We start from the raw sequence: 21295 nt of genomic DNA, 5'->3' as shown, positions 1-21295 counted from the left end.
CACGGCGCTCGCCGCCCGGGTCCGCGCCGTCTTCGGCAACACGCTCCCGATCCGGGCCGTTTTCGATCAGCCGACGCCGGCCGCCCTCGCCGCGTATCTCGACCGTCCCGGTGCCGGCGCGGACCTGCCCGAACTGACCGTCGCCGAGCGGCCCGACCCGCTGCCGCTCGCACCCACCCAGCACCGGTTGTGGCTGCACCACCAGCTCAACGGGCCCGGTCCCACCTACAACGTGGCGTTCGCGCTGCGGCTGGACGGGCCGCTGGACCGGGACGCGCTGCGGCTCGCGCTGGACGACGTGCTCGACCGGCACGAGAGCCTGCGCACCGTGTTCCCGGCCGTCGACGGCCGGCCCGAGCAGCGGATCCTCGACCGGCCCGAGGTGACCTGGCGATTCGGGGAGTACAGCGACGAGGCGCTGGCCGAGGCCGCCCGCTACGGCTTCGACCTGGCCGGCGAACTGCTGCTGCGTCCGTATCTGTTCAGCGACGGGCCGGACCGGCACGTGCTGCTGCTCCTGGTGCACCACATCGTCACCGACGAGTGGTCCGAGGGACGGCTGATCGCCGACCTCGGTGCCGCCTACGCCGCCCGGGTGGACGGTCACGCGCCGGACTGGTCGCCGCTGCCCGTTCAGTACGCCGACTACGCGATCTGGCAGCGCGACCTGCTCGACCGGGTGCAGGACGGACAACTCGCGTTCTGGCGCGACGCGCTCGCCGGGATCCCGGCCGAACTGGTGCTGCCCACCGACCGGCCGCGCCCCGCGGTGCCCGGTCACCGCGGCGGCATCGTGCCGTTCAGCATCGACGGCCGCACCCACGAGCGGATCCGTGAACTGGCCCGCCGCACCGGGAGCACCGCGTTCATGGTGGTCCAGGCGGCGCTGTCGGCGCTGCTCGGACGCCTCGGCGCGGGCACTGACATCCCGCTCGGCAGTCCGGTCGCCGGGCGTGGGGACCAGCGGCTCGACGCGCTCGCCGGGTTCTTCGTGAACACGCTGGTGCTGCGCGCCGACCTCGGTGGCGATCCGTCCTTCGCGGACCTGGTGGCCCGGTTGCGGAGCGTGGACCTGGCCGCGTTCGGGAACGCCGACGTGCCGTTCGAGAAGGTGGTGGAGGCGGTCAACCCGGAGCGGTCCCTGGCCCGGAACCCGCTGTTCCAGGTCATGGTCGCGGTCCAGCACGTGCCCGCGGAGACGCCCGGACTGCCGGGGCTGACCACCTCGCCGGTGCCGATCGACACCGGGGTCGCGCAGTTCGACCTCGGGGTGGTCGTCACCGAGGAGGACGGCGTCAGCGGGATGCGCGGCGTCGTCGAGTACAGCGCCGACCTGTTCGACCGGGCGACGGCGGAGACGTTCGCCGCGCGGTTCGTTCGGCTGCTGGCGTCGGCGGTCGAGCGGCCGGAACAGCGCCTTTCCTCGCTGAAGGTGCTTTCCGCCGCCGAACGGGACGCGTCGGAGAGGGACTGGCAGGGCACGCGGGTGCCGACGGTGCCGCGGACGATGGCGGACCTTTTCGCCGCCGCGGTCCAGGCCGATCCGGCGGCACCGGCCCTCGAGGACGGAGAGGCTCTTCTCAGCTACGCGGAGCTGGACCGGCGGACCAACCAGCTCGCCCGCCGGCTGATCCGCGCCGGAGCCGGCCCGGACCGCATCGTCATGGTGCTGCTGCCCCGCTCGGCCGAGCTCTTCGTCACCGAGCTGGCGGTGGCCAAAGCCGGCGGTGCCTACCTTCCGGTCGACCCGTCCTACCCGGCGGAAAGAATCGCCGGCCTCATCGCCGACGCCGACCCGGTCCTGATCGTCGCCGCGCGCGGAGCCACGAATCTGCCGGACGGTGCCACGGTGCTCGACCCGGCTGACGGCATCGGTGAGGACGACACCGCCATCACCGACGCGGACCGGACCGCGGCACTGCGGGTGGAGCACGCGGCCTACGTGATCTACACGTCCGGGTCGACCGGGCGGCCCAAGGGTGTTGTCGTTCCGCACGCCGGCCTCGCCGACCTGTCCGACACGTTCGGCGAGGTCTGGCGGGTCGAGCCCGGCCACCGGATCGCCCAGTTCGCGTCGCCGAGCTTCGACGTCACCGTCGCCGAGCTGGCCGTGAGCCTGCTGCGCGGCGCCACGCTGGTGATCACCCCGGAGGAGTCGCGGCTGGGCGAGGACTTCGCCCGGTTCGTCCACGAGCGACGGATCACCCACTTCGCGCTGCCCCCGGCCGCCCTCGGCGCGGTGCCCGCCGGCGCCTTCCCACCCGGCGTGACGGTGATTTCCGGCGCCGACCGGCTGTCGCCGGAACTTCTCGCCCGCTGGACCGCCACGCACCGGCTGCTCAACGCGTACGGCCCGACCGAGGCCACGGTCAACTCCACCTACGGGGAGTGCGTCGCCGGCGGTCCGGTCCTGATCGGCCGTCCCGACCGCAACAAGCGGGCCTACGTGCTGGACAGCGCCCTGCGCCCGGTCCCGCCCGGTGTCCCCGGCGAGCTGTACCTGTCCGGTTCCGGTCTGGCCCGTGGCTACCTGGGCCGAGCCGCGCTGACCGCCGAACGCTTCGTCGCCGACCCGTTCGCCACCGGCGAGCGCATGTACCGCACGGGTGACCTGGTCCGCCGTACCCCCGACGGGCAGTTGGCCTTCCTCGGTCGCGCCGATGACCAGGTGAAGATCCGTGGTTTCCGGATCGAGCCGGGCGAGGTCGCCGCCGCGCTCGCCGAGCACCCGGACCTCCGCCACGCGTACGTCGTGGCGCGCGACGGTCACCTCGTCGGTTACGCCGAGGGCACGGCCGACCCCGCCGAGGTACGGGCCTGGCTCGCCCACCGGCTTCCGGACCACCTGGTCCCGGCCGTGATCGTGATGCTGGACGCGCTCCCGCTCAACGCGGCCGGCAAGGTCGACCGCGACGCCCTGCCGGAACCGGTCGTCGAGCGTGCCACCGAGCGACCCGCGACCGTACCGCAGGAGATGCTGGCGACCCTGTTCGCCGAGGTCCTGGGGCTGGACGAGGTCGGGATCGACGAGGGTTTCTTCGCCCTGGGCGGGGACAGCATCGTCGCGCTGCAACTGGTGTCCCGGGCGCGCGCCGCCGGTCTGGAGCTCAGCGCCCGCCAGGTGTTCGAGAACCAGACCGTCGCGGCCCTGGCCGTGGTCGTCACGCCGGCCGGCGGCCCGCCGGCGGAACCGGCCGGCGCCGGTCTCGGCGCGGTGCCGATCACCCCGATCCAGGCGTGGCTGCGCGACCAGAACGCCCCGATCGACACGTTCGCCCAGTCGGTCGTCCTGCGCGTCCCGGCGGCTCTCGACCGGGACCGTCTGGTCCCGATCCTGCAGGCGGTCCTCGACCGCCACGACGCGCTGCGGGCGCGCTGGACCGCGGACGGACTGATCGTTCCGCCGCCCGGGGCGGTCGACGCCGCCACGCTCGTCCGGGCCGGTGACCGGCCTCTCGACGAGGAACACCGGGCCGCGGTACGCCGTCTGGCCCCGGCCGAGGGCCGCATGCTCCAGGCGGTGCTCCTCCCCGGCCGCCTGCTGCTGACCGGCCATCACCTCGCGGTCGACGGCGTCTCGTGGCGGATCATCGCCGGCGACCTGGCCGCCGCGTGGCAGGGCGGTGAGCTGCCCCCGGCCGGCACGTCGCTGCGCACCTGGGCTCGCGGCCTGACCGCCGCCGCGCGCGCCCGGGCCGCCGAGCTACCGCTGTGGGAGTCGATCCTGGCCGCGCCGACGGCCTCGCTCGGCGGCGGCGGAACCGTCGCCGACCAGCGCCACCACACGGTGCGGCTGACCGCCGAGCAGACCACGCCACTGCTGACCACGGTTCCGGACGCGTTCCACGCGGGGGTCCAGGACGTGCTGCTCACCGGTCTGGCCCTGGCCGTCCGCGCCTGGCGCCCGTCCGTCGCCGCGCACGGCCTGCTGCTGCGCCTGGAAGGGCACGGCCGCGAGGAGCACCTGGTGCCGGGCAGCGACCTGACCCGGACCGTCGGCTGGTTCACCACCGAGTTCCCGGTCCGGATCGACCCCGGCGGCGACGACCCGGCGACGGCGTTGAAGCTGGTCAAGGAGCAGGTACGGGCGATCCCGGACGCCGGCGCCGGCTACGGAATGCTGCGGTACCTGAACCCGGGCACCGCGTCCCGCCTCGCTTCCGCGCCGCAGCCGGAGATTCTTTTCAACTACCTGGGCCGGTTGACCGCCTCCGACGACGGCGAATGGGTCGCCGCCGAGGAGAACGACACCCTCGGTGACGGCCTCGACCCGGCGTTCCCGGTCGCGCACGCGCTGGAGATCAACGCGGCGACGGCCGACCTCCCGACCGGCCCCGAGCTGGACATCCGGCTCTCCTATGTGGCCGGCGTCCTCACCGAGGCCGACGTCGCCGAGCTGGGCCGCCACTGGTCCGGCGCCCTGGGACGACTGCGTGACGCCGCCACCGGCGGTGGCGGCCACACCCCCTCCGACCTGCTGGTGGAACTCAGTCAGGACGAGATCGACGAGTTCGAGGACGAATGGAGACTCCAGTGACGACGCCCCGCGGGTTGCAGGACATCCTGCCCCTGTCGCCGCTACAGGAGGGTCTCTACTTCCTGTCCGCGTACGCCGGGAACGACAACCCCGACGTCTACGTGGTCCAGCAGGTACTGACCCTCGACGGCGATCTCGACGCGCGCCGGCTGCGGGCCGCCGCGCAGGCGCTGCTCGACCGGCACGCCAACCTGCGAGCCGCGTTCCGGCCGCGCAAGGCCGGCCAGCCGGTCCAGCTGATCCCGGCCGCCGTGCCGGTCGACTGGACCGACATCGATCTGACCGGCCGGCCCGGGGACGCGGACGCCGTCGCGGAACAGGCGCGGGCCGAGCCGTTCGACCTGGCGCGTCCGCCGCTGCTGCGCTGGCACCTGATCCGGCTCGGCGCGCGCCGCCACCGGCTCGTGCTGACCAGCCACCACATCCTGCTGGACGGCTGGTCGGCGCCGCTGCTCGTGCGTGACCTGCTGCTCTCCTACTCCGGACGCCCGGTTCCGGCGGTCCGCCCGTACAAGGACTATCTGGCCTGGGTGGCCGAGCAGGACCGGGGAGCCGGCGAGAACGCGTGGCGCGACGCGCTCGCCGGGATCGAGGAACCGACCCTGCTCGGCCACGGCGCGACCGCCGCGGCCGTGCCGGAAGCGATCGAGCACGTCGTCGACGCCGCGCGGCTGACCGAGATCGCCCGCGCTCGCGGGTTGACGCTGAACACCGTCGTGCAAGGCGCATGGGCCCTTGTGCTGGCCGAACTGACCGGGCGCGACGACATCGTCTTCGGCAGCACCGTCTCCGGCCGCCCGGCCACCCTGCCCGGCGCCGAGGACATGATCGGTCTCTTCATCAACACCGTGCCTGTCCGGGTTCGACCACGGCCGGGCGACACCTGGACCGGGTACCTGAGCCGGCTCCAGGCCGAACAGGCCGCGCTCCTCGACCACCAGCACGTGGGCCTCGCCACCATCCAGCGGCTCGGCGGCATCGGACCGCTCTTCGACACCCTGCTGGTCTTCGAGAGCTACCCGCTCGACGCCGACGGCCTGCGCGTTCTCGAGGACGCGGCCGGGCTCCGCCTCGCCGAGGTGACCGGGCGCGACGCGACGCACTACCCGCTCACGCTCACCGCGATCCCCGGCGAGACCCTCACGCTCGGCGCCGAGTTCCGCGCCGACGTGGTCTCCCGCGCCGAGGCGACACGCCTGCTGGATCGCCTGGAACTGCTGATCTCCGCGTTCACCGCCGATCCGGGCGGCCGGCTCGCCGCGCTGCCGCCGGCCGGATCCCTGCGGGATCCCGGTCCCGTCTCGGAGGTCTCGCCGGGCACTGTTCTGGACGAGTTCGAGGCTGTTGTCCGGCGGGCCCCGGGCGCGGTTGCTGTCCGTTTCAGGTCGAGTTCTTTGACGTACGGGGATCTGGCCGTGCGCGTGGATCGTCTCGCGCGGGTGCTGGTGGCTCGTGGTGCGGGGCCGGAGAAGGTGGTCGCCGTCCTGTTGCCGCGGACCGAGGATGCGATCGTGGCGTGGCTGGCCGTGCTGCGGGCCGGGGCGATCTACCTGCCGATCGATGTGGATCATCCGGCCGAGCGGATCGAGTATCTGCTGGCTGACGCGTCCCCGGTGGTGATCGTGACGCCGGAGTTGCTGGGCGAGACCGCCGAGGCGCAGCTTCCCGTGGTCGACCCGCGCAGCGGTGCGTATCTGATCTACACCTCGGGTTCGACCGGCCGGCCCAAGGGTGTCGTGGTCGAACACGCCAGCCTGCTCAACTTCTACCGGCACCACCGCGAGCACCTGATCATCGCCGGCGGACGGACCCGGGTCGCGCTGTCGGCGGCGCTTGTCTTCGACACGTCCTGGGAAGGGATTCTCTGGCTGATCGCCGGCCACGAACTGCACCTGCTCGACGACGAGACCCGCCGGGACGCGGACCTGTTCGTCGCCTACGTGCGCGAGCACCGCATCGGCGCCGTCGACGTCACGCCGTCGCTCGGCCAGGAACTCGTCCACGCCGGACTCCTCGGCGAAGACGGTCCCGCCCTGGTCATGCTCGGTGGGGAGGCGGCCGGGCCGGCGCTGTGGACGGCGCTGCGTGCGGCTCCGGCGACCATCGGCGTCAACCTCTACGGCCCGACCGAGTGCACCGTCGACACCCTGATGGCGTGGGTCGCCGACAGCACGGAACCCCTGATCGGGCGGCCGATCGGCAACACCCGGGCGTACGTCCTGGACAGCTGGCTGCGGCCGGTCGCGGACGGTGTGGCGGGGGAGTTGTACCTGTCCGGCGCGCAGCTCGGCCGCGGTTACCGGAACCGGCCCGGACTCACCGCCGGCCGGTTCGTGGCCGACCCGTTCCAGCCCGGCGAGCGGATGTACCGCACCGGCGACGTCGCGCGCTGGACGGCCGCGGGGGCGCTCGAGTTCGTGGGACGCGCCGACGACCAGGCGAAGATCCGCGGGTTCCGGGTCGAGCCGGGCGAGGTGGCGGCGGCACTCTCGGAGCACCCGGACGTGCGGCAGGCCGCGGTGGTGGCGACGGACGGGCGGCTGGTGGCGTACGTCGTCGGCAATGTTCTTGATCTTCGCGAGTGGGCCGCCGAGCGCCTCCCCGATCACCTCGTCCCCGCGGCCGTGGTCACGATGGAGCGGCTGCCGGTCACGGTGGCCGGCAAGCTCGACCGGCGCGCCCTGCCGGCCCCGGACTTCGGGGCGCTGACCGGTGACGCCGCACCCCGGACACCGGCCGAGGAAACCCTGGCCGGGCTCTTCGCCGAACTGCTGGGGCTGCCGGCGGTCGGCGTCGACGACAGTTTCTTCACCCTAGGCGGCGACAGCATCGTGTCGTTGCAGCTGGTCGCGCGGGCCCGGGCCGCTGGGCTGCGGATCACGCCGCGGCAGATCTTCGAACTGCGGACCGTCGCCGCCCTGGCCGCCGTGACCGTGCCCGCCGCCGAGTCCCGGCCCGTGGTGACCGGCGCCAACCTCGGTGACGTGCCCCTGACCCCGGCGCTGAGCTGGCTGCGCGACGCGGGACCGGCGGAAAACCTCCACCAGAGCATGGTGCTGCGCGCGCCGGCCGGGCTGACCCCGGAACGGCTGCACGCGGTGGTGCAGGCGTTGCTCGACCGGCACGACCTGCTGCGCGCCCGCTGGACCGGCGACACGCTGACGGTTCCGCCACCGGGAGCAGTGAGAGCGCCGGACGTGGTGACGACCGGTGCGGCCCGGCTGCGGCCGGGCGACGGCGTGCCGATCCAGGTGGTGTGGCGCGGCGACGAGGTGGAGTTCGTCGTGCACCACAGCGTGGTCGACGGTGTCTCGTGGCGGATCCTGCTGCCGGACCTGGCCGCGGCCTGGGCCGACGTGGTCGCCGGCCGGACGCCGGACCTGCCGGCCGTGGGCACCTCCTTCCGCGAGTGGTCGCTGGCACTGCGGGCCGCGGCCGCGGACACCGCGCAGCTCGCCTACTGGACCGAGGTGCTGGACGGCACGGAACCGCTCCTGGGCGCGCGGGCGATCGACCCGGCGCGCGACACCGTGGCCACCGCCCGGACCGTCACCGTCACCCTGGACGCGGAACGGACCGCGCCGCTGCTCGGTGCCGTCCCGGCGGCGTTCCACGCGTCGGTGCCGGACGTGCTGCTCACCGGCCTCGCCCTGGCCGTCGGCCGCGAGTCGCTGCTGGTCGAGCTGGAGGGCCACGGCCGCGAGGAGAGCCTCGCCCCGGGCGTGGACCTGTCCCGCACGGTCGGCTGGTTCACCAGCGAATACCCGGTGCGACTGAGTCCCGGACCGGGCCGCCCGGCCGACGCGCTCAAGCGCGTCAAGGAGCAACTGCGGGCGGTGCCGGAGAACGGCGCCCGCTTCGGACTGCTACGACACCTCAACGCGGAGACCCGCGCGATCCTCGCCGCCCGCCCCGAACCGCAGATCGTCGTCAACTACCTGGGCCGCTTCGACGGCGGCGACGCGCGAGGCGACTGGACGGCGGTCGACGGGCTCGGCGGTGGGGCCGACGCCGGCATGCCACTCAGCCGCGCGCTGGAGATCAACGCGTCCGTGCTGGACGGACGGCTGACCGTCGCGCTGACCTACCCGGAGGGCGTGTTCACCGAGGCCGGGGTGCGGGAACTCGCCGGTGACTGGTTCGCCGCGCTGGACCGGCTCGTCGCCGCGCCGGGTGGGCACACGCCGTCCGACCTGTTGCTCCCCGGCATCGGGCAGGACGAGATCGACGCGCTGGAAGCCCGGGACGGTGGTCTCGGCGACGTGTGGCCGGTGACGCCGCTGCAGGAAGGTCTGGTGTTCCTCGCCGCGGTGGCGGAGGACGTGGACCCGTACGTCGTGCAACAGGTTCTCGATCTTGAAGGTCCGCTCGATCCGGAGCGCCTCCGAGCCGCCGGGCAGGCACTGCTCGACCGGCACCCGGCGCTGCGCGTCAGTTTCCCGGCCGGGCCCGGCGGGGTGCTCCGGCAGGTCGTCGCCGCGCACGCGGAGCTGCCATGGTCGGTCAGCGACGGTGATTTCGAGGAACTGGCCGCGGCCGACCGGCACACGCCGTTCGACCTCACCCGGGCGCCGCTGCTGCGGCTCACCCTGGTCCGGACCGGGGAGCGGCGGCACCGGCTGATCTTCACCAACCATCACGCGCTGCTCGACGGGTGGTCGACGCCGCTCGCGGTGCGGGAACTGTTCGACCTCTACAACGGGCGGGAGCTGGGCGCGCCGCCGCAGTACCCGGAGTACCTGCGCTGGCTGATGCGCGCCGACCGGGACGCCGCGCTCGCCGCCTGGCGTGACCACCTGACCGGGTTGGACCAGCCGACGCTGGTGGCGCCGGGCGCCGGGGCGGTGCTCGACGCACGGCCAGGGAAGCTGGACCGGGAACTGCCGCGAGAGGTGACCGAACGGCTCACCGCGCTGGCGCGGGAACGGCAGGTCACGCTCAACACCGTCGTGCAGGCCGGATGGGCGGTGCTCCTGACGCACCTGACCGGGCGTACCGACGTCGTCTTCGGCACGACCGTCAGCGGCCGACCGGCACAGGTGGCCGGGGTCGAGGACATGATCGGGTTCTTCATCAACACGCTGCCGGTGCGGGTGACCCTCGACCCGGCGCAGACCTGGGGCCAGCTCCTCGAACGACTCCGGTCCGACCAGGCTGCGCTGCTCGAACACCAGCATCTGCCGCTCAGTGACCTTCAGCGGCTGAGCGGGACGGGGGAACTGTTCGACACGCTGACGATCTTCGAGAGCTACCCGCTCGACACGGACGCGCTGCACTCGTCGACCGGGGCGGCCGGACTGCGGATGACCGGGGTGACCGGGGACGACGCGCCGCACTATCCGCTGACGCTCGCGGTGGCGCCGGACGAGCGGCTTCGGCTCGGACTCGCGTACCGGAAAGATGTCTTCGACCCTGCGACGGCCGAAGAGATCCTTGACCGGTTCGGGGCGCTGCTCGCGGAACTCGCGGCGGCACCCGATCGGGCGGTGGGGCGGGCGCTGCCGGCTCCCGCGGATGTGGCCGAAACCGGTCATCCCGTTCCGGAGACGACGTTGCCGCGGCTGTTCACCGCGGCCGTTGAGAGAGATCCGGCCGCGGTGGCGGTGATCTTCGAAGGCTCCGAGTTGAGCTACGGGGAACTGGACGAGCGGGCCGGACGGCTCGCGGCTGCGCTCGTGGACCGGGGAGTGCGGCCCGGGGACGTGGTGGCGGTCGCCGTTCCGCGGTCGTTCGAGCTGGTGGTGGCGCTGCACGCGGTGCAGCGGGCGGGGGCGGCATACCTGCCGATCGACCCGTCGCACCCGAAGGAGCGCAACGACCACCTGCTGGCGGACTCCGGTGCGGCGGTGCTGCTGACCTCGGCTGAAGCGGACGGGTACGCGCCGATCGCGGCCGTGGACGTGCCGGCGGACAGCGCGGCCTACGTGATCTACACGTCCGGGTCGACGGGGAAGCCCAAGGGGGCGGTCGTCTCGCATCGGGCGATCGTCAACCGGCTGCTGTGGATGCAGGACTCCTACGAGCTACAGCCCGGGGAGCGGGTGCTGCAGAAGACGCCGGCCGGGTTCGACGTGTCGGTGTGGGAGTTCTTCTGGCCGTTGATCGCCGGGGCGACGCTTGTCGTGGCTCGGCCCGACGGGCATCGGGACCCGGCGTACCTGGCTTCGCTGATCATGGCCGAGAACGTCGGGACGGTCCACTTCGTGCCGTCGATGCTGCGGGCCTTCCTCGCCGACCCGGCGGTGGCCGGTGCTCTGTCGACGGGCCGCGGCGGGCTTCGGCGGGTCATCTGCTCCGGGGAGGCGCTGCCGGCGGACCTGGCGGCGCGGTTCCCCGACGTGCTGCCCGGGGTGGAACTGCACAACCTCTACGGCCCGACGGAAGCGGCCGTGGACGTGACCTACCACCCGGTGGTTGCTGCCGAGAACACGGTTCCGATCGGGCGGCCGGTCTGGAACACCCAGGTGTACGTGCTCGACCCCTGGATGCGGCCGGTGCCACCCGGGATCACGGGCGAGTTGTATCTCGGCGGGGTTCAGTTGGCTCGCGGCTACCTGAACCGTCCCGGGTTGACCGCCTCCCGTTTCGTGGCCGACCCGTTCGGAGCGGACGGCGGGCGGCTCTACCGCACCGGGGACCTGGCTCGCCTGCGGGCCGACGGTGTTCTGGAATACGCGGGCCGGACCGATGACCAGGTGAAGATCCGCGGCTTGCGGGTGGAGCCGGGGGAGATCGAAGCGGCGCTGCTGGCCTTGCCCGGGATCACGGCCGCGGCGGTGGTGGCTCGCTCCGACGGGCCGGCGACTCGGCTCGTCGGCTACGTGGTGGGCCCCGCCCCCGCCCCCGCCCCCGATCTGGCTGCCGCACTGGCCGCCACGCTGCCGGAACATCTCATTCCAGCAGCGTTCGTCGTGCTCGACGAACTGCCGCTCAGCCCGAACGGCAAGCTCGACCGCCGCCGCCTCCCGGCCCCCGACTTCGCCGCCCGCGCCGGCGACGACGATCCGCGCACCCCGGCGGAGCACTTCTTCGCCGACCTGGTCGCCGGTGTCCTCGGCCTGCCCCGGGCCGGCATCCGGGACAGCTTCTTCACTCTCGGCGGCGACAGCATCCTGGCCTTGCAGCTCACCGCTCGCGCCCGGGCGGCGGGCTGGCAGCTGACCGCCCGCGACGTCTTCGCTTATCCGACGGTCGAGGCGCTGGCTGACGCCGCGACGCCGCTGACCGTGGTGCCGGTCCGTGACGCCTCGGAGGGCTGGGGTTTCGTCCCGGCCACCCCGATCATGCGGGACCTGGCCGTCGCTGACCCCAGGCTGAGCCAGTCCATGCTGCTGCCGGCGCCCGCCGACCTCGCGGGCCGGCTGCAGACCCTGGTGGACCGTCACGACGTGTTGCGGTCCCGCTGGACCGGCGACGGGCTGCACGTTCCCGCGCCGGGCACGGTCAGCGCCGCCGACCTGATCGGCGCCACCGATCTGGACCCGTGGTCGGGCCGGATGCTGCGCGCCGAGCTTCGCGGCGACCGCGTACTGCTGGAAATCCATCACCTCGCTGTCGATGCCGTGTCCTGGCCGATCCTGATCAGTGACCTGGCGGCCGCGGAAGAAGAGAACCGCGCGGCCGCGGAAGAAGAGAACCGCGCGGCCGCGGAAGAAGAAGACCGCGCGGCCGCGGGTGAAGCGGACCTGGTGGCCGCGGGTGAAGCGGAGCCGGCGGCTGCGGGTGAAGCAGGCCCGGCCGCGAAGGGAGAGTCCCCGGAGCGCGCGGGCGAAGCGAGACCACCGCTGCCCGGCACACCGTTCCGCACCTGGGCGCTCGCCCTCCAACGACTCGCCACCGAGCGGACCGTCGAACTCGATCACTGGCTGAAAGTTCTCGACGGTCCGGCCGGCTACCTCGGCGAGGTAGCTCTCGACCCGTCCGTGGACACGCTCGGCACGCTCGACCAGGTGATCGTCCGGCTCGACACCGCACGGACCACGCCGCTGATCACCTCGATCCCGGCCGCCTACCGGGCCAACGTCCAGGATGTCCTCCTGTCCACGCTCACCACGGCCGCCGGCACCGATCTGCTGATCGAACTCGAAGGCCACGGCCGCGAGGAGCAACTGCTCCCGGGTGCCGACCTGTCCCGCACCGTCGGGTGGTTCACCACCTCCCATCCGGTGCGACTCTACGCCGCCGAAACGGCCGGTTCCGGGTTGTCCACACCGGATGGTTGTCCACAGGGCACCCCTCACGACCAGGCCGAATCTGAGACAATGGACGAAGGAAGCTCCCCCAGGGTGGGTGGGCTGTGCAGTTCGGGTGGGCTGTGCAGTTCGGGCGGGCTGTGTAGTTCGAGCGGGCACCTCAAGCGGATCAAGGAGATTCTGCGAGCGGCGCCGGACGGCGGTGTCGGCTACGGCCTGCTCCGCCACCTCAACCCGGACACCGCCGAGCGCCTGGCCTCCTTGCCCCAGCCCCCGGTGCTCTTCAACTACTTGGGCCGCATCGGCGAGTCCGGCGTCGACGGTCTGCGCGGCGACGCCGGCGATGACGTCCCGGCCCGTCACGTCCTGACCGTCGAGGCCTCGGTGCAGGCCGGCGAGCTGGTCCTCTCCGCCGCCTTCCCGCGACGGGTGCTGTCCGAGTCGACCGTGCGCGGCCTTCTCGACCGCTGGCTGCAGGCTCTGACGGCGCTCGCCGAGAACCCGGGTGACGGCGGCCTCACCCCGTCGGACGTGCTGGCGACCGTCGACCAGTCCGATCTCGACGAGCTGGCCGCCCGTTGTCCGGGCCTGACGGACGTGCTGCCGCTGACCCCGCTGCAGGAGGGACTGTTCTATCTGCACGCGCTCGACGGCACCGACGTCTACACCGTGCAGCAGCGCCTGGACCTGGACGGCGACGTCGACCCGGACCGGCTCCGCGCCGCCGCTCGCACGCTGCTGGATCGGCACCCGAACCTGCGGGCCGGGTTCACCACGACCGCGGCCGGCACACCGGTGCAGGTCATCCCGGCGGTGGCCGAGCCGGTCTGGGACTACCGGGAGGTGTCCGGGGACGAGGCCGAGCGGCTGGCCGACTCGGAGCGGGCGACGCCGTTCGACCTGGAGCGGCCCCCGCTGCTGCGGTTCCTGCTGCTCCGGCTGGGCGAGACCGCCTTCCGGCTGGTGCTCACCCAGCATCATCTGCTGGTCGACGGGTGGTCCGGTCCGCTGATCGCACGGGAGCTCTTCACGGCGTACGCGGGAAGTCAGCCGACGCCGAGCCGCGCCTACCGTGACTTCCTCGCCTACCTGGGCCGGGCCGACGCCGAGGCGGCACGCGAGGCGTGGCGTGACGCGCTCGCCGGGCTGGCCGAGCCGACGCTGGTCGCCCCGGGTGGCCGTGCCGGGCTACCGGCCGAGGTGACCGGCGAGCTGCCGTCCGCCGCGGCCGAGCTGGCGCGCAACCTCGGGGTCACCCCGAACACGCTGGTCAGGGCTCTGTGGGCGGTCCTTCTGGGGCGGCTGACCGGGCGCGACGACGTGGTGTTCGGCGCGACTGTCGCCGGGCGTCCGGCGGAGCTCGCGGGGGTCGAGGAGACGATCGGGCTTTTCATCAACACTCTTCCGATTCGCGTACGCCTTCTGCCCGGCGAGACGTGGCGGAACTTCCTCGCGCGTCTGCAGCGGGAGCAGGCCGCGCTGCTGCCGCACGAGCACCTGGGCCTGGCCGCGATCCAGCAGTTGGCCGGGCTGGGTGAGCTCTTCGACACCCTGGTGGTGTTCGAGAGCTACCCGGTCGACGCCGACCGCCTCGGCGACAGTCAGCGCGCCGCCGGCGTGAAGCTCGCCGGGGTGGAGAGCCGGGACGCCACGCACTATCCGTTGACGCTGGTCGCGGCCGAGGACGACGGGCTGCACCTGGCCTTGGAGTACCAGCCGTCGCGTTTCGGTGAGGCGACCGCGCGACTGCTGCTGGACCGTCTCGTGGCGCTCGCCGCCGAGGTGGCCGCGGACCCGTCGCGGCCGGTGGACCGGGCCGATGCGCTGACCGCGGTCGAGCGGCGGCGGATGCTGGTGGACTGGAACGCGGGCTCGGTGCCGGTGGCGCCGGCGACGCTTCCGGGGCTGGTCCGGGGCTGGGCGGAACGGACGCCGGACGCGACGGCTCTGGTGGTGGGGGCGCGGCGGTGGTCGTATGCCCAATTGGTCGAGGAGGCCGAGAGCCTCGCTCTGCACCTGCGGGACAGGGGCGCGGGAGCGGGGCAGATCGTGGCTCTCGTGCTGCCCCGGGGTGAGCACATCGTGCCGGCGATCCTCGCGGCGATGATGACCGGATCGGCCTATTTGCCGATTGATCCCGATTATCCGCCGGCTCGCATCGCGGCGATGATCGAGGATGCACAGCCGGTGCTGACCTTGACCGATGGGCTGACGCCGGGAGCCAATATAGCGGACTTCGTCGGTGATGTCCGAAAAGGGGACTTGCCTGCGCTCATCCCGGACCAACCTGCCTACGTGATCTACACGTCCGGGTCGACCGGGCGGCCCAAGGGCGTCCTCGTTCCGCATCGGACCGTCGTCAACCTGTTCGCCAGCCACCACCAGCGCATCCTCGGCCCGGCCGCGGAGAAGCTCGGCCGTCCGCTGCGGATCGCCCACAACTGGTCGTTCGCGTTCGACGCGTCGTGGCAGCCGCTGCTCGCCCTGCTCGGCGGCGGCGAACTGCACCTGGTCACCGACGAATCGCGCAAGGACCCGGACCTGCTCGCGGCCCTGCTGCGCGACAACGGCATCGACATGATCGAGCTCGCGCCCTCGCACCTGGACCAGCTGGTCGCGTCGGGCTTCGACGCGGCCGGGCTCGCGGTGCTCGGCGTCGGCGGCGAGGCCGTTCCTGACCAGCTGTGGGCGGCGATGGCGGCGTTGCCGGACACCGAGTCGTACAACTTCTACGGCCCGACCGAGTGCACCGTCGACGCGGTGGTGCAGCGGGTCAAGGAGGTACCGCGGGCGCTGATCGGGCGCCCGGTCGCCAACACCGGGTTGTACGTCCTCGACGCGCGGCTGCGCCCGGTCCCGCCGGGCGTCGCCGGTGAGCTGTACATCGGTGGCGCCGGCGTCGCCTACGGCTACCTGCGGCAACCCGCGCTGACCGCGACCCGGTTCGTTGCCGACCCGTGGTCGCCGGGGCAACGCATGTACCGCACCGGCGACGTGGTCCGGTGGACCACGGACGGGCGCATCGACTACCTCGGGCGCACCGACGACCAGGTGAAGATCCGGGGCCACCGGGTCGAACTGGGCGAGGTCGCGACCGTCCTCGGTGAGCACGACGAGGTCGGCCAGGCGGTGGTGAGCGCGGACGGTGGGCGCCTCGTCGCGTACGTCGTGACCGCTCTTGATCCGGCGCAGGTGAGGGCGTGGGCCGTCGAGCGGCTGCCCGCCCACCTGGTGCCGTCGGCGGTGGTGACTCTGGACGCGCTGCCGCTGACCGTGAACGGCAAACTGGACCGGGCCGCGCTGCCGAAACCGTCGTTCGCGGTCACCGGCCGGCCTCCGCGGGGCCCGGCCGAGGAGCGGATCGCCGCCCTGTTCGCCGAGGAGCTCGACCTGGACGTGGTCGGCGCCGAGGACAGCTTCTTCGACCTGGGCGGGGACAGCATCGCCGCGATGCGCCTGGTCAGCCGGGCCCGCACGGCCGGCGTCGACCTGCGCCTGCGTGACCTGGTGTCGACCCCGACCGTCGCGGCGCTGGCCGAGGTGGCGCCGTGACCCGGGGTGAGCTGCTGACCTGGTCCGCCCGGCACTCCCGGGGCGGGCTGATCGCGTCGTGGATCGGCGGGCTCGGCTACCAGGCGGGCCTGCTCGCGCTGCCGTGGGCGATGGGCCACGCGGTCGACGCGGTCCGCACCGGCGACCGGCCGGCGCTGCTGCTCTGGGCCGGGGCGACGCTCGCCGTGTCGGCCGGGCTGACCGTCGCCGAGTGGGCGATGCGCTGGTGGTCGACGCTCGCCGGGGTCCGCACCGGCAACGCGCTGCTGCAGCGCCTGGCCGAACGGGTGCTCGGCTGGGACGCGGTGACCGCGCACCGGTTCAGCGCCGGTGACCTGGTCGTCCGCGGCACCCGCGACACCGAGCAGGTCACGGTGTGGCTCTCCACCGTGCCGTCGCTGGCCAGTGGTGTGATCGGCCTGTTCACGGTGCTGGTGCTGATCGCGACGCTGGACCCGGCCCTCGCCGTGATCGGGCTCGGCGCGGTGCCGCTGCTGATCCTGGTCAACCTCTGGTACCCGCGCCGCTACGAGCGCGCCAACGAGCAGCTCTCCGCCGCTCATGGCGCCCGCGCCGACGCGGTCGAAGACCTTCTTTCCGCCAGTACGGCGGTTCGGGGCCTCGGCGGTGAAGCCGTGCTGATCGAGCGGCACCACGAGGCCAGCCGGACGGTCCGCGACCGCACCCTGGCCCTGGCCCGGGTCGCCGCCGGCTGGTCGGCGCACGCCCCGTTCATCCCGTGGCTGGCGACCGCGGCCGGTGTCACGGTCGGCGGCCTGGCCGTGCTCGACGGGCGGCTGTCGGTGGGCGGGCTGACCGCGTTCGCCGGGTGGATGGCGCTGCTCGGCCGTCAGGTGATGATGCTGACGCTACGGTTCAGCCAGTTCGGCGACGCGTGGACCGCCGCCGGCCGCATCGCCGAGGTACTCGACGCCACCTCGTCCCTCACGTCGCCCGCCACACCCCAGCCGTTGCCCGCCGACTGCCGGCTGGCGCTGCGGGGTGCGGCGAGCGGGACGCACCCCTCGGCGCCGGCCGGCGGGTCGGTGCTGGTCGTCGGGGGCGCTTCGAGCGGGTTGACGCATCCCTCGGAGCCGGCCGAGGGGGTGACCGTGGCGCCGGCGGGGCGGGATCCGCTCGTGCTGCCGGAGATCACGATCGCGGACGGGGAGTTCGTGGCCGTCACCGGGGCGGTGGGCAGCGGGAAGTCGACGCTGCTGCGGTTGCTGGGGCGACTTGCCGACCCGGACACCGGGGTGGTCACGCTCGGCGGGACCGACCTGCGAGATCTCGACCTCGACGAGCTGCGGGACACCGTCACGGTCGTCGGGCAGCGGCCGCTGTTGCTGTCCGGGACGATCGCCGGGAACCTGCGGCTGGGACGGGCGGACGTCACCGACGAGCAGATCGAGGAAGCGTGCCGGCGGGCCGCGATCCTCGGCCACGTCGAGTCGCTGCCCGACGGCTTCGCCACCGAGCTCGGCGAACGCGGGTCGGGTGTCTCCGGCGGGCAGGCGCAACGACTCGCGCTGGCCCGCGGGCTGCTGCGCGGCAGCCGGGTGCTCCTGCTCGACGACGTGACCTCGGCCGTCGACGCCGGCACCGAACAGCGCATCCTCGACGGCCTCCGCGAACTCGGATGCACGGTCGTCTTCGCCACCTCGCGCCCGGCGGTGGCGGCGCGCGCCGACCGGGTCATCCACCTGGGCGTCCACGACGGGGAGCTGGTCCATGGCTGACGTACGGATGCTGACCGAGGAGCCCGACCAGCGGCACGTGCTGCGCCGGGCCTGGCCCCACCTGCGACGACACCGAACGGCGATGGCCGGGGCAGTCGCCGTGAACCTGCTCGCGACCCTCGCGCTGACGCTGGTCCCGGTGGCGGTCGGCCGAGCCGTCGACGCGGTTCTCGATCACGACCGGCAAGGGCTCATGACGTCCGCCGCAATGGTGTTCGTCCTGGTCATTGCGCGCACGGTCCTGCTGCGACGCTCGGAGCTGCTGCTGACCCGGACCGGCGAGCGGGTCGTGCACGACCTGCGCGACCTCGTCGTCGAGCGGCTCGGCGGGACGCCACTGCGCTTCCTGGAGGCGCATCGCGGCGGTGACCTCCTGCAACGGGCGACCGTGGAGATCGCCGAGCTGGCCACGTTCGTCCGCGGCCAGCTGCCGGACCTGATCTCGCTCGCCGGGTACGTCGTGTTCGCCACGATCGTCCTGCTCACCTCGTCCTGGCAGCTGTTCCTGCTGCTCGTGCTGGTCTTCGCGCCGCCGATGTGGCTGCTCGCGCGGATCGTGCGACGGGCCGCCGAACGCGCGTATCCGGCCGAGGCGGCCGCGCGGTCCACGCTGACCTCGACGTTCTCGGAGAGCCTGCTCGCCCGGGAGCAACTGCAGATCGACGGCGCGACCGGGACGTGGCTGTCGCGGCTGCGCGCTGACGCGGACGGCTACTACCGCCGGGCGCGGGCCGCTCAAGGGGCCGCGACCTGGATCGACGGCACCTGGATCGTGCAGGGGATCACCAGCGCGGCGCTGCTCGTCGCCGGTGGGATCCTTGCCGCGAACGGGCACGTGACGGTCGGTGTGGTGGTCACGTTCGTGCTGGCCGGCCGCGACCTGTTCAGCTCGGTCGACGATCTCACCCTGGTCGTCGGTGACCTGCTGGAGACCAGGGTCGGTCTTGCGAGACTGCTGGATCTGCTGACCGCCACCACCCCGCTGGAGATAACGGAGAAAGCCGAAAAAACGGATAGTGCAGGCCTGGTCGCGGAAGCCGTCACCTACAGCTACAACGCGGGTGAGCGGGTCCTTCACGGCGTCACCGTCCACTTCGAGCCGGGCGAGCACGTCGGCCTGGCCGGCGAGACCGGATCGGGCAAGACCACCCTCGCCAAGCTGCTGTGCGGCCTCTACCTCCCGGACTCGGGCACGGTCCGGCTCGGCGGGGTCGACCTGGCGTCCCTGGACGTGGCCGACCTGCGGAAACGGCTCGTGCTCATCCCGCAGCAGGTCCATCTGATCGCCGGAACCCTCGCCGACAACCTGGCGCTGACCCCCGGCGGCAAGACCCGGGACGACTTCGCCGCGGCCGCGGCGGCACTCGGCCTGAGCACCTGGATCGGCGCGCTGCCCGACGGCTTCGACACCGAGCTGGGCCGCCGCGGCGAACGGTTCTCGGCCGGGGAACGCCAGCTCGTCGGCCTGATCCGGGCCGCGATGACCGACCCCGAGGTGCTGATCCTGGACGAGGCCACCGCCGACCTCGACCCGGCCACCGCCGAACGCATCGAGCAGGCCCTGGCCCGGCTCCGCGAGCGGCGCACGGTCCTGGTCATCGCCCACCGCCCGGCCACCATCGCCCGGCTGCCGCGCGTGATCCGCCTGCATGCCGGACTTGTGACAACGGAGGAATCATGCCCCTGATCGACGTCGGCGGGGTTCGGCTCAACTACGCGGAACGCGGGTCCGGACCGGCCGTGCTGTTCCTGTCCGGCACCGGCGCCCGCGGCCGCACCTGGCACCTGCACCAGGTCCCGGTGCTGGTCGAGGCCGGATACCGGGTGGTCACGTTCGACACCCGGGGCATCGCGCCGTCGGACACACCGCCGGTGGTCACCATGCCCGACCTGGTCGCCGACGCGGCCGGGCTGATCGAGCGGCTGGGGCTCGGGCCGTGCCGGGTGGCCGGCTCGTCGATGGGCGCGCGGGTCGCCGCCGAACTGTGCCTGCGGCGCCCCGAACTGGTCGACCGGGCGGTGCTGATGGCGACGTTCGGGCGGCCCAGTGCGTTCCTGAGCGCGATGACCACGGGCGAGGACGCGTTGCGGGACGCCGGGACGAAGCTGCCGGCCGAGTACCTGGGCGCGGTGCGAGCGGCGCTGAACCTGTCGCCGCGGACGCTCGCCGACGACCGGGCGGCGCAGGACTGGCTGGACATCTTCCGGCTTCCGATGCCGGAGGAGGCGGACGGCGCGGCCAGCCGGCTCGACGCCGACGCGGACGTCGACCGCTTCACGGCGTACGCGCAAATCGCTGTGCCCTGTCTTGTTCTTGGTTTTGCGGATGACCTGATCGCGCCGGCTCGCGGCAATCGCGACGTCGCGGCGGTCATCCCGGGCGCGCGCTACGCGGAGATCCCGGACGCCGGTCACTACGGCTACCTGGAACAACCGTCGCTGGTCAACGCCGAGCTCATCGCATTTCTGTCGGAGGGACAATCATGATCACCACCCGTGAGGTCGAGCTGGTCTGGCACGACCTGACCCCCAGGCTGCTCGAGGTGATCCGCACCGAGGCGGTCAGCCCGCGCATGCTCCGCGTGACGTTCGGTGGTGAGCAGCTCGACGGATTCCGCTACGGCGCGCCGGACGACCACGTGAAGGTCTTCTTCCCCGAGCCGGGCGCCGGCCTTCCGGTGATGCCGACGCTCGGTGAGGAGGGTCTGGAACCGCCGCCGCCCGGCTCGCCGCTGCCGACCTTCCGCGACTACACCATCCGCTATCTGCGGCCGGAGCAGCGGGAACTCGACATCGACTTCGCGCTGCACGGGCACGGCCCGGGTGCGTCCTGGGCGGCGAAGGCGCAGCCCGGCGACAAGGTCGGCATCCTCGGGCCGCGCGGCTCCACCGTGGTGCCGCTGACCTTCGACTGGTACCTGCTCGGGGCCGACGAGACCGCGCTGCCGGCGCTCGGCGCGTGGCTGGAACAGCTCCCGGCCGACGCGACGGTGCTCGCCTTCGCCGAGGTGGCCGACGCCGCCGAGGAACAACCCCTGGCCCGGCCGGTGACCTGGCTGCACCGCGACCGCGGGCTGTCCCTGCCGGCGGCGGTGCTCTCCGCCGAGCTGCCGGAAGGTGACGGCTACGTGTGGATCGCGGGCGAGGCCACCGGGCTCAAGCCGATCCGCCGCCACCTGCGGGCCCGAGGCCTGAACCGGGACTGGACGGAGATCGACGGCTACTGGAGGCGCGGCGTCGTGAACCTGGACCACCACGAGGACGACCATGAGTGA

General features: G+C 73.1%; 6 protein-coding genes (1 of these 6 cut by a window edge). All 6 read left to right on the top strand.

Features of this window, described 5'->3' with window-relative positions; translation table 11 throughout:
• Tightly spaced (each overlapping or abutting the next), the 6 genes in view from ACH442_RS29695 to ACH442_RS29670 form a layout consistent with a single transcriptional unit that may run on beyond the window.
• Positions 1–4537: the end of an amino acid adenylation domain-containing protein gene (locus tag ACH442_RS29695; protein ID WP_396341404.1), read on the top strand. The gene continues 10145 nt to the left of window position 1, outside the view; the window shows 4537 of its 14682 coding nt (coding positions 10146–14682); its start codon lies off the left edge, out of view; the stop codon is at positions 4535–4537.
• A complete protein-coding gene (locus ACH442_RS29690) occupies positions 4534–16281 on the top strand; it encodes an amino acid adenylation domain-containing protein (protein WP_396341403.1) in 11748 nt (3915 codons plus the stop codon). The genes ACH442_RS29695 and ACH442_RS29690 overlap by 4 nt, the downstream gene beginning before the upstream one ends.
• On the top strand, positions 16278–18020 hold the full coding sequence (locus ACH442_RS29685) for an ABC transporter ATP-binding protein (protein WP_396341402.1): 1743 nt from the start codon (positions 16278–16280) through the stop codon (positions 18018–18020). Before ACH442_RS29690 ends, ACH442_RS29685 begins: the two co-directional genes overlap by 4 nt.
• Positions 18013–19707 carry an ABC transporter ATP-binding protein gene (locus ACH442_RS29680; RefSeq protein ID WP_396341401.1) on the top strand — a complete coding sequence of 565 codons (1695 nt, stop codon included), beginning with the start codon at positions 18013–18015 and terminating at the stop codon, positions 19705–19707. Before ACH442_RS29685 ends, ACH442_RS29680 begins: the two co-directional genes overlap by 8 nt.
• Positions 19698–20507 carry an alpha/beta fold hydrolase gene (locus ACH442_RS29675; RefSeq protein ID WP_396341400.1) on the top strand — a complete coding sequence of 270 codons (810 nt, stop codon included), beginning with the start codon at positions 19698–19700 and terminating at the stop codon, positions 20505–20507. Before ACH442_RS29680 ends, ACH442_RS29675 begins: the two co-directional genes overlap by 10 nt.
• Positions 20504–21295, top strand: a complete 792-nt coding sequence (locus tag ACH442_RS29670; protein ID WP_396341399.1) for a siderophore-interacting protein — start codon at positions 20504–20506, stop codon at positions 21293–21295. The genes ACH442_RS29675 and ACH442_RS29670 overlap by 4 nt, the downstream gene beginning before the upstream one ends.

The organism is Actinoplanes sp. NPDC020271 (assembly GCF_044388125.1).
Taxonomy (GTDB): Bacteria; Actinomycetota; Actinomycetes; order Mycobacteriales; family Micromonosporaceae; genus Actinoplanes.
The sequence above is the reverse complement of the archived record's forward strand: the minus strand, read 5'-3'. Positions and strand labels throughout refer to the sequence as shown.